Annotated in this window: 9 protein-coding genes and 1 pseudogene; 7 read left to right on the top strand and 3 right to left on the bottom strand. The window is 63.9% G+C overall.

Annotated elements, in window-relative coordinates; all coding sequences use genetic code 11:
* Positions 1-264, top strand: a 264-nt coding sequence (locus ACIRA7_RS12670) for a hypothetical protein (RefSeq protein ID WP_396221209.1), incomplete at its 5' end; no start/stop codon positions are given.
* Positions 265-286: 22 nt separating this feature from the next.
* On the opposite strand, the gene dnaN is transcribed toward ACIRA7_RS12670, so the two are convergent.
* The gene (dnaN, locus tag ACIRA7_RS12665; RefSeq protein WP_396221208.1) at positions 287-1,399 is read right to left on the bottom strand and encodes a DNA polymerase III subunit beta; all 1,113 of its coding nucleotides are present in this window, start codon (positions 1,397-1,399) and stop codon (positions 287-289) included.
* 229 nt (positions 1,400-1,628) lie between these two features.
* The gene (dnaA, locus tag ACIRA7_RS12660) at positions 1,629-3,047 is read right to left on the bottom strand and encodes a chromosomal replication initiator protein DnaA (protein WP_396221207.1); all 1,419 of its coding nucleotides are present in this window, start codon (positions 3,045-3,047) and stop codon (positions 1,629-1,631) included.
* A 364-nt stretch (positions 3,048-3,411) separates the two neighbouring features.
* Here dnaA and rpmH point away from each other — a divergent pair, with 364 nt between their 5' ends.
* The 5 genes and pseudogenes from rpmH (at position 3,412) to mnmE (ending at position 7,258) form a co-directional block, all read left to right on the top strand.
* Positions 3,412-3,576 (top strand): 50S ribosomal protein L34, encoded by a 165-nt coding sequence (gene rpmH, locus ACIRA7_RS12655; protein ID WP_171226297.1) that lies wholly within the window; start codon positions 3,412-3,414, stop codon positions 3,574-3,576.
* Between the two features lie 22 nt (positions 3,577-3,598).
* A pseudogene (gene rnpA / locus ACIRA7_RS12650) lies at positions 3,599-3,916 on the top strand (ribonuclease P protein component); the annotation flags it as partial.
* 16 nt (positions 3,917-3,932) lie between these two features.
* Positions 3,933-4,145, top strand: coding sequence for a membrane protein insertion efficiency factor YidD (gene yidD, locus ACIRA7_RS12645; protein WP_396221206.1), 213 nt, complete (start codon positions 3,933-3,935; stop codon positions 4,143-4,145).
* A 19-nt stretch (positions 4,146-4,164) separates the two neighbouring features.
* Positions 4,165-5,892: a membrane protein insertase YidC gene (gene yidC, locus ACIRA7_RS12640; RefSeq protein ID WP_396221205.1), complete on the top strand. Its 1,728-nt coding sequence runs from the start codon at positions 4,165-4,167 to the stop codon at positions 5,890-5,892.
* 4 nt (positions 5,893-5,896) lie between these two features.
* Positions 5,897-7,258 carry a tRNA uridine-5-carboxymethylaminomethyl(34) synthesis GTPase MnmE gene (gene mnmE, locus ACIRA7_RS12635; protein ID WP_396221204.1) on the top strand — a complete coding sequence of 454 codons (1,362 nt, stop codon included), beginning with the start codon at positions 5,897-5,899 and terminating at the stop codon, positions 7,256-7,258.
* A 199-nt stretch (positions 7,259-7,457) separates the two neighbouring features.
* On the opposite strand, the gene ACIRA7_RS12630 is transcribed toward mnmE, so the two are convergent.
* Entirely contained in the window at positions 7,458-8,414 is a 957-nt protein-coding gene (locus tag ACIRA7_RS12630; RefSeq protein WP_396221203.1) for a hypothetical protein, read from the bottom strand.
* 183 nt (positions 8,415-8,597) lie between these two features.
* Here ACIRA7_RS12630 and ACIRA7_RS12625 point away from each other — a divergent pair, with 183 nt between their 5' ends.
* On the top strand, positions 8,598-9,251 hold the full coding sequence (locus ACIRA7_RS12625; protein ID WP_396221202.1) for a DUF2225 domain-containing protein: 654 nt from the start codon (positions 8,598-8,600) through the stop codon (positions 9,249-9,251).
* The last annotated feature ends 85 nt before the right edge of the window (positions 9,252-9,336 follow it).

Below are 9,336 nucleotides of genomic sequence, written 5' to 3'. Positions count from 1 at the left end.
CGAACGCGTGAAACGCTCGTGGTGACTCGCGAGATCAGCAGCAAGCTGGAAGGGAAAGGCGGCACCGCATTCCGCGCGTTCGAACTTTCCGGGACCGGGACCGGATTGCAGCGTATCGAGATTGCGGCGACAACCGGCATACTGGAAACGCTCCGGGGCACGAGTACGCTCACCCTGCAGGTCGTGGAACGCATTCCGCCCGGAACTCCGCGATCGCAGCAGGTGCTGCAACGGGTGGAGCTCCGGGCGGAACGAATTCGCTGAGCGGTGTGCCGCGCGGTGCTGCTCAGTCCATCAAGCGCAGCGGCATGACGAGGCAGAGATACTTGGCCGGATCATCCCAGCCTTCTGGCTCGATCGTGGCCGCTCGCTCAGGGGCTTTGAACGTGAGACGCACCTGCTCGGTGGGCATGTAGCGCAGGATCTCCAGCAGATAGGTGGCATTGAAGCCGATATCGAGCTGGTCGCCGTTGTAGTTCACCGGCAGTTCGTCGGATGCTTCACCCAGATCCGGCGTGGTTACGCTGAACTTCAGCATGCCGGTATTGAACGACATCTTGATGCGGTGCGTCTGATCGGACGCGATCACGCTCATGCGCTTGAGCGCACTGGTGAGGGCCGCCTTGTCGCACAAACAGAAGCGATCGTTGTCCTTCGGAATGACCTGTTCGTAGTTCGGATACGGGCCTTCAACCAGGCGCGTGAACACCGACGTGAACGGCGAACGGAACCCGAGGTGGTTTTCGCCACGCGCGATCTCGAGCTCTTCTTCGGCCGGGAAGAGGCGCTTGATCTGTTCGAGGGCCTTCGGCGGTACGATCAAATCGCCCGGCGGAGCGCTGCTCGATTCAACCGGCACTTCCATCTTGGAGAGGCGGTGCCCATTGGTGGCGACCATGCGCATGCGATCTTCGCGCAACTCCCAGAGGACGCCATTGAGAATGGGTCGTGACTCTTCGGTGCTTACGGCGAATGCGACATGCGAAATGAGCTTTTGCAGTTCGCCCGACTTCACGCGCCACGAATCATTGAAGCGCACGGTGGGGAACGTGGGAAACTCATCGCGCGGCAGTCCAAGGAGCTTGAACTTGGATCGTCCGCATTCGATGGTGACGCGCTGTTCGCCGCTGGCAGAAACCTTGACGGGAGATGGCGGCAGTTCGCGCGCGATCTCGCTCAACTTCTTGGCGGGAATCGTGATCGCCCCTGGCGTTTCGACATCGGCACTGACTTCTGTGCTGACGGCGATATCGAGATCGGTCGCGGAAAAGCGAATACCGCGCTCGGTGGTTTCGACGAGCAGGTTCGACAGGACCGGCAAGGTGGTCTTGGCCGGTACGGCGGCGGTTACTGCCGCGAGTCCTTCTTGGAGTTTCTCGCGCGAGATCGTGAAGCGCATGCCCGTTGTGTGGAAGGACTGCTGTTAAAAAGAGTTTTGGAGATAAAACTGGTAGTAGCAGCAGGGCGTGTGGGCTTGTCTATAAACGCCGCAAGCTACATGTGTCAAAGCACTTCCGCCATGCCGCATCATGTGCATTCCATGTCGAGTCGTGCTTTTTCTCCGCATTGGTGCACATCGGGGCCCGGGAATCGGGGGAAAGCTGGGCTTCCATGTGGACGGCTGGGGATCAGGTCCCGAGTTGTCCAGTGGATCGGAGCGTTTCCAACATGCCTCGGACCTTGAGGACGCGGTCGGCAAAACCGGGCTCGCCGCCCATGTCTTCAGCCACCCGATCGAGCGAATGGATCACGGTGGAGTGATCCCGTCCGCCGAAGGCATTGCCGATTTCGACTAACTGGAGGGCCAGGAGCTCCCGACAGAGGTACATGGCAACCTGCCGCGGGGTGGTGAGCTGCTTGGTGCGGGTCTTCGAGCGCAGCCCGTCGGGGGTGACCCCCCATTCGCGGGAGACCACCTGCTGAATGGTGGCCACCGTGATGGTGGTGGGGGGAATATCGGGGAAATCCGACGCGGCGGCGCTTTTGAGCTTGTCCCGGAGTGCTTCGCGGGCGAGTTCGATGGAGATTTCGCGGTGCTTGAGGGAGGCGTAGGCGAGGAGCTTGATGATGGAGCCTTCGAGCTCGCGCACCGACGACTTCACATGCTGGGCGATGAACTCGATGACCTCGTCGGGGATGGTGAGTTCGAGGTGGTCGAGGCTCGCCTTCTTGCGGAGAATGGCGATCCGGTGTTCGAAATCAGGCGCATCGACATTGGCGACCATCCCCCATTCGAAGCGGGACACCAGACGCGACTCGAGCCCGGGAATCTCCTTGGGGGGCCGATCCGAGGTCAGGACGATCTGGCGTCCTGCTTCATAGATGGCGTTGAAGGTGTGGAAGAATTCTTCCTGGGTGGATTCCTTCCCCTTCAAGAACTGGACGTCGTCAACGAGGAGGAGGTCGATCTCCCGGAAGCGGCGCCGAAAATCACCCATCTGTCCGGTTTGGATCGCGTTGACGAACTCGTTGGTGAACTGCTCGGTCCCGACGAACGCGAGGCGGAGCCCGGGGGTGCGTTTGAGCAGCTCGTGGGCGATGCCCTGCATGAGGTGCGTTTTGCCGAGTCCGGTTTCGCCGTAGATGAAGAGCGGGTTGTAGACTTTTCCCGGCGCTTGGGCGGCGGCCTGGGCGGCGGCGGCCGCGACGTCATTGGACTTGCCGATGACGAACTGGTCGAACGTATATCGAGGGTTCAGTGGCGCCGATAAGCGCTGTTGGTGCGCTGTTAGTGGCGCGGCAACAGGTGCTGGCGGTGGCTGGACGAACATGTCCATCTGCACCCGCCCCAAGCGTTCTTCGGCCACCTTGAAGCGCACCTTCATGGGGTGGCCGAGGGCGACGGCGGCGAATCCGGTGAGGAGGTCGGCGTGTTTGGACTCGTTCCAGTCGGCCGAAAACTGATCAGGGGCACCGACCAGGAGGGTGTCTCCTTCGATGCCGAGGGCGTCGGTGGGCTCGAGCCACGTGCGGTACGTCTGCTCAGGGAGCACCTGCCGGGCGCGTTGGCGCAGGCGATCCCAGGTTTCGGCAGGCGTCAGGGACATGGCGGGAGGTCGGGGTTCGGGCGGCCCCGGCCATGGGCGAGCATCGGACGAAAAAGGGGCGGGGGGGGCGAAGGTTATTCGCCGGTGTGGATAAGTCAATCGCGTCAGTGATGTGACACCAGCATTGGATTCGTGAGCGCAAGCAAGTTGGCACACCGACTTGAGCGGGCGCTGGCAAATCGTTGTCGCGGGTGTACTTGGCGGGGTTGACCGCACCCCTGTCCCGCGAGTAATTTCGTGGGCTAGGTCAGGACGCTTCCACGCTGGAGCTATCGTGCCGATGGCACGCTGCGCTGGTGGGGGAGGTGCTGAGAACTTCCAGTCGAACCGTCGCGATTCATCCCGCGTTACCTCGAGCATTCTTATGGGCAAGCCCACGTATCGTCCGCGCAACACCAAGCGAGTCCGCAAGCACGGTTTCCGTGCGCGTATGGAGACGAAGTGGGGCCGTGAGGTGCTCGCCCGTCGCCGCCGTAAGGGCCGCAAGGTGTTGACCGTCCAGATCCCGTCGAAGTACGCCGGCGCCTGATTCCCGGTCGTTCCCGCGCGCGCAGCGATTGACGCGCGGGTCCGACCTCGAGCGGGTCCGACACGAAGGGAAGCGAGTCCGCACCGCCTCATTGGACGTGCGCACCTTGGCTTCCCTTCATGCATTTCCCCGCGTGGGCTTCGTGGTGCCCAAGTACAAGCACTCGGGTGTCGAGCGGAACCGGCTGAAGCGCCGTCTCCGCGAAGTCGCCCGCCTCGACGTCCTCCCCGGACTCGCGCCCGTCGACCTCGTGTTCAAGGTGCTTCCGGTGGCCTACGCCAGAGACTTCGAGACGCTGCGCGCGGAAGTGTTGCAGGCCGTGCGCAAGCTGTCGCGGTGACTCCGGCACCCCGGCCATGATCGCCCGGCTCTTCATCCTGATGGTGCGCGGGTACCAGCTTACGCTGTCCCCCATCTTCGGGGGCGCCTGCCGCTATTATCCTTCTTGTTCTGCGTACGCGATCGAGGCGCTCGCGCGTCACGGTGCGCTACGTGGAGGATGGATGGCGTTGCGCCGAATCGGGCGCTGTCATCCGTTCCGGCCCGGCGGATTCGATCCGGTGCCCTGAGCGCTCCCCTATCAAGACCATGGAACCACGCCGCATCGTCCTCGCCGTCGTCCTGATGGCGGCGGTCCTGATTCTGACGCCGATCCTCTTCCCGACGCCGGTACCGGCACCCGGAAGCAAGACGGCGGCAACAGACTCCCTGCGTCGCGCCGACTCGGCGACGGCCGCTTCCTCGACATCTGCCGTCGCGACTACGGCCGCGAATACGGCTGCGGCGGCTGCCGCCGGGACGGCGACGCCGGGGATGCGCGCTCTGCCCGACTCCGCCTCGGCGACGGCGCTCCCAACGGCGTTGCCGGTCGACACCGCCGTGGTGACGACCACGCCAGCCGTCTTCCGGACGACGAACCGTGGCGCCTCTCTCATTGGCGTGGAAATGCAGCAGTACGTCGCGCTCTCCAACAAGGGTCGCACCAGGGGTGGCCCGGTGGAGCTCGCGAAGGCGGGCGACCGGTTGCTGAGCTTCCGTCTCGTGACACCCGGTGACACGGTGGCGCTGAACACGCAGACGTTCACCACGACGCGCAGCGAGGACAACGGACGCGCCGTGGTGCGCTACGACGCCACCGTGGGTGCCCGCGCGATCACGATCGCCTACTCGTTCCTCCCCGACAGCTACCGCGTGAATGTGTCCGCGAGCGTGCAGGGCGCGCCTGAGAACAGCTTCCTGCTGATCGACATGCCGCCCGGCTTCCGCTCATCGGAATCCGACACCACCGAAGATCAGTCGCATCTCGCGTATGCCTACCGGCCCGATCAGCAGAATGCGAAGGGGGTCACGTTCGCCTCACTCGATCCGGGTGAGCGTCGCATCGAGGCCGGCCCGATCAACTGGACGGTGGCAAAGAACAAGTACTTCCTGCTTGGTGTGCTGGCCCCGCAGGGGGTGCCGGGCTTCGCCGAGGTGAACTTCACCGGCGGCGCGCGGGTGGCGAAGGCGGCCACGCGCAGCGAAGCGACCATTGTGGCCTCGCTCAAGAGCGGTACGGTGGCGTTCGAGGTGTACGCCGGTCCGCAGGAGTTCAAGCGGCTCGTGGCGATCGGGCGGTCGTTCGAAACGTCGAACCCATATGGCGGCTGGTTGCAGGGTGTGGTGCAGCCGTTCGCCACGATGGTCATTCGCCTGCTGTTGTGGATGAAGTCGACGCTCGGGTTGTCGTACGGCTGGATCCTGGTGGTGTTCGGCGTAGCGGTGCGCATCATCCTGTGGCCGCTCAATCAGAAGGCCATGCGCAGTTCGATGCAGATGCAGCGCATTCAGCCGCATCTGCAGGAGATCCAGACCAAGTACAAGGGCGATCCGACCAAGCTGCAAGCGGAAATGATGCGCGTGTACAAGGAGCACGGGATGTCGCCGTTCAGCTCCCTGTCGGGCTGTCTGCCGATGCTGATTCCGTTGCCGGTGTTCTTCGCGCTCTTCTTTGTGTTTCAGAACACGATCGAGTTCCGCGGTGTGTCGTTCCTGTGGTTCCCCGACATCTCGCTCAAGGATCCGTTCTTCGTGTTGCCCGTGCTCGTGGCGATTACGGCGATGGCGCTCTCGTACATCGGCATGCGTGGCATGAAGGCGAACGAACAGCAGAAAATGATGATGTACCTGATGCCCGCCATGATGATGGTGATCTTCTTCAACATGGCCTCGGGACTCAACTTGTATTATTTCGTGCAGAACCTCGCGTCATTGCCACAGCAGTGGCTGATCTCGCAGGAGCGCACGAAGACGCAGCCACCGGTCGTGCGCGGATAACGACGTGCTCACGGCGCGGCAGCTGCCTGGTGGCGACGACACGATCGTTGCCCTCGCCACAGCTGCCGGACGCGGGGCGATTGCCGTGATTCGGCTGTCAGGGGCGCGAGCGATATCCATCGCTCGCGCCCTTGGCGCATCAGAGCTGGTGCCGCGCCGCGCTACTCGCGTGGCCCTGCGCCATCCCGATGGCGACCCACTCGACGACGCGCTGATCATATGGTTTGCGGCGCCGCGATCGTACACGGGCGACGACGTGGTGGAGATCTCGATCCACGGTGGCCATGTGGTGCCGGCGCTGGTGCTGGCGGCGTGCGTCGCGGCGGGTGCCCGTCCGGCCGCGCCCGGCGAATTCACGCGGCGGGCTGTATTGAATGGCCGCATGGACTTGGTGCAGGCCGAAGCGGTGGCCGATCTGATCGATGCACGCAGCACCGCGATGCAACGGCAGGCGCTGTCACAGCTGGATGGCGGGCTTTCTCGGCGGTTGCTGGCGTTGCGCGACGAGGTCATTCAACTCGAAGCCCTGATCGCGTACGACATCGATTTCCCCGAGGAAGACGACGGGCCGATCGCTCCCGCCCGCATTCACCAGGCGGCCGCGTCGCTTCGCGACGCGCTGCGCGGGCTCCTGCAGACGGCCCCACAGGCCACCGTCCTGCGCGACGGCGTCCTCGTCGTGATCGCGGGCCCCCCCAACGCCGGTAAGTCGTCGCTGTTCAATGCGCTCCTGGGCGAGTCGCGCGCCCTGGTCACCCCGATCGCCGGTACCACCCGGGATGCCATCGAAGCCGTCCTCGATCGCACCCCGCTGCCGTTGCGCTTCGTGGACACCGCGGGCCTTCGGGACACCGACGACGCAATCGAGCGGCTGGGCATCGAAGTGAGCACCCGTTATCTGGGGCAAGCGCAGGTGGTGCTGGCGTGCGGCGCGAGTGCGGCCGATATCCAGTCGACAACGTCGGCCATTACGTCGCGCACGAGCGGGATGGTGATTCCCGTGCGTACGAAGGCAGATCTCGATGCATCGGCATCCGACGAGCCGGTGCACCGTGTCAGTGCGGAGACGGGGCAGGGGCTCCGGGAGTTGCTCGAGGCTATTGATCGAACTGCGATGGCCAGCTCGGTGGCGTTGCCCGCTGGTGATGACGTGCTCGTGACCCGCGAGCGTCATCGCTCCGGACTGGCCACGGCACACGATGAACTCACCGAGTTCTTGTTGGCGTGGGAAAGCGGTGCGCTGCCGGCGCCGGTCGCTGCGGTGCATTTATACACGGCTCGCGAGGCTCTCTCCGATCTCATCGGTATCGTGGACACCGAGGACGTGCTCGACCGGGTATTCCGGGAGTTCTGTATCGGGAAGTAGGATGCGAACAGCAACAGCAACAGCAAAAACAACAGCAAAAACAACAGCCAGAACACGGAGATCACTGATGACACGGAAACGGCCACAGATAAGCCAAAAGCGCTGTTTGCTTATCCGTGTTTTTTCTGTGTAAATCCGTGGTATCCGTGTTCTGGCAGTTGCCGTTGCCGTTGTAGTTGTCGAACCGTCCCAGCCAACGTCAGCCGACGATCGTGAGCCTCGGCCGCTCCATGACCGGATCGTTCACGCTGGCCAATTCCTGCACGCTGGCACGGGTGGCCCAAGCGTATCCGCGGGCGGCGATAGCGGCCTCCACCATGCGAGCGCCCAAGAAGTAGCCAGCGCGCTCGGGGAGCACCGTGCGTTCCACGGTGCGGGCTTCGTCGCTCATGCCGCCGGAGAGGTAGCGCAGGCGCAGGCCGAGGGCCGCGCGGTCGCCGTCAGTGACAAGGGCGCGATGGAGCACCGGCTCGATCTCTCTCGCGCGCGCATACTGCTTCCGGGCGAACCCGAAATACTCCCACGCGGCGTGCCCCGGGCTGACGGCGCGGGACACATGCACCGCCAGCCCTTCGTTGATCAGCAGCTCGCGTAACGAGGCTTGCCGTCCGGTTTCCCAGTATGAGTAGTACCCGCCGGCGTCGGCGACGAAACCGCGCATGTCACTGCGGCTCGAGGGTGACGTGTACCGCACCACATGGGTGATTTCGTGCGCGAGCCACATGGGGATCAGTTCGGGATCGAGCCCGAGCCCCTGCGTGTCCGGGTTGGCGACACCGGTGAAGTGCTCGAGACACACGAACGCCACACCCCGGCCATCGACGACCAGTTCACCAGCGTTGGCGGCGCCGACGCCGACCATGAGCACCACATCGTAGCTCACATCGATGTCGAGGAGCGTGCGCACCTTTTCCTCGGCCTGACGCGCCAGCGCGACCACGTCGGTGCGCGAGAGGAGGGTGAGCAGGTCGTCGCGATTTGCGTTGACCGTGGCCTGCACGACCTCTTCGAAGTGCGGCCCCGACGGCTCGAGGACATAGTTGTCCCAATATGCCGCCAATAGTGGCCGGTGACGCTCGAAATACGCGAGGTACGCCGCGACGCGATCGTCGGCGTCGAGTACGGCGAGGAAATCCGGTACCAGATTGATCAACATCAACGATCCGGGAACAGGAGACCGACGCGATCGAGAGCACCAAGCACTAATCGCCGAATGAGCCGCGAGAAGTTAGCCGAGCGCAGGGGGACGTACAAGCTCGCCGCGCCGAATCTCTGGGGGTAGCGTTCAACTCGGCGGCGGCTGGTGCCGACACTTCTCCGTGTCCCCTCACGCCGTGCCATGACCACGTTGCATCTCATCGAACTGACCTGCCCCGTGTGCGAGCGGCTGTTTCGCTCGCAGACTGTCGTGGCGACCAATGCACTTGGCGGCAAGCGCACCGATTTCCACGAGCGCGCCGCCGGCATGCAGCCGCTGCCGTACTTCGTCCACCTATGCACGCACTGCGGTTACGCCGGTATCCAGCGGGACTTCACCGCGGACGCACAGCCGGACGCCATGCTTCGCGCGATGGTGTGGAACGAGCTGGCGCCGGCGATGACGTCGCAGCTGCCATCGGGATCCCTCAAGTACGAGCATGCCGCCAAAGTGGCGGAGTGGCAGGAGAGCGAGCCGCGATATCTGGCCGATCTGTATCTGCGCGCAGCGTGGTGTTGCGTGGACGAACTCGACACCGAAGCGGAGCGCTATTTCCGGCGGAAAGCCGCGTGGCGCTTTGCTGACGCCCTCGAGATGTACGACGGTGTGCCCGCCGAAGAACGGGCGGTGCTCACGTACCTGGTAGGAGAGCTGTGGCGGCGTGTCGGTGACGACGCGCAGGCGCGGCAGTGGTTTGAACGGGTCGCCGACGAAGTCACGGAACCCGTGGCGCAATCCTGGGTGCTCGAAGCGGCCGATCAGCAGCGGACGGCGCCGCGGGAGTGGTTTGGGTGATGACGGCGAAGTAAGGGGTCGGGAGTAAGGAGGAGTACGGGGTACGAACATCTCCCTTCTCCATACCCCCTTGTCCTTACTCAGC

It is taken from the genome of Gemmatimonas sp. (genome assembly GCF_044376735.1).
In the GTDB taxonomy this organism is placed as follows: Bacteria; Gemmatimonadota; Gemmatimonadetes; order Gemmatimonadales; family Gemmatimonadaceae; genus Gemmatimonas.
Note: the sequence above shows the minus strand (reverse complement) of the source record. Positions and strands in the feature narration are given on the sequence as shown.

Bases quoted from the DNA above. Each gene is read 5' to 3' on its own strand.
- dnaN (WP_396221208.1), bottom strand. From the start codon at position 1,399: ATGCGCTTCACGATCTCGCGCGAGAAACTCCAAGAAGGACTCGCGGCA.
- dnaA (WP_396221207.1), bottom strand. From the start codon at position 3,047: ATGTCCCTGACGCCTGCCGAAACCTGGGATCGCCTGCGCCAACGCGCC.
- rpmH (WP_171226297.1), top strand. From the start codon at position 3,412: ATGGGCAAGCCCACGTATCGTCCGCGCAACACCAAGCGAGTCCGCAAG.
- yidD (WP_396221206.1), top strand. From the start codon at position 3,933: ATGATCGCCCGGCTCTTCATCCTGATGGTGCGCGGGTACCAGCTTACG.
- yidC (WP_396221205.1), top strand. From the start codon at position 4,165: ATGGAACCACGCCGCATCGTCCTCGCCGTCGTCCTGATGGCGGCGGTC.
- ACIRA7_RS12630 (WP_396221203.1), bottom strand. From the start codon at position 8,414: ATGTTGATCAATCTGGTACCGGATTTCCTCGCCGTACTCGACGCCGAC.
- ACIRA7_RS12625 (WP_396221202.1), top strand. From the start codon at position 8,598: ATGACCACGTTGCATCTCATCGAACTGACCTGCCCCGTGTGCGAGCGG.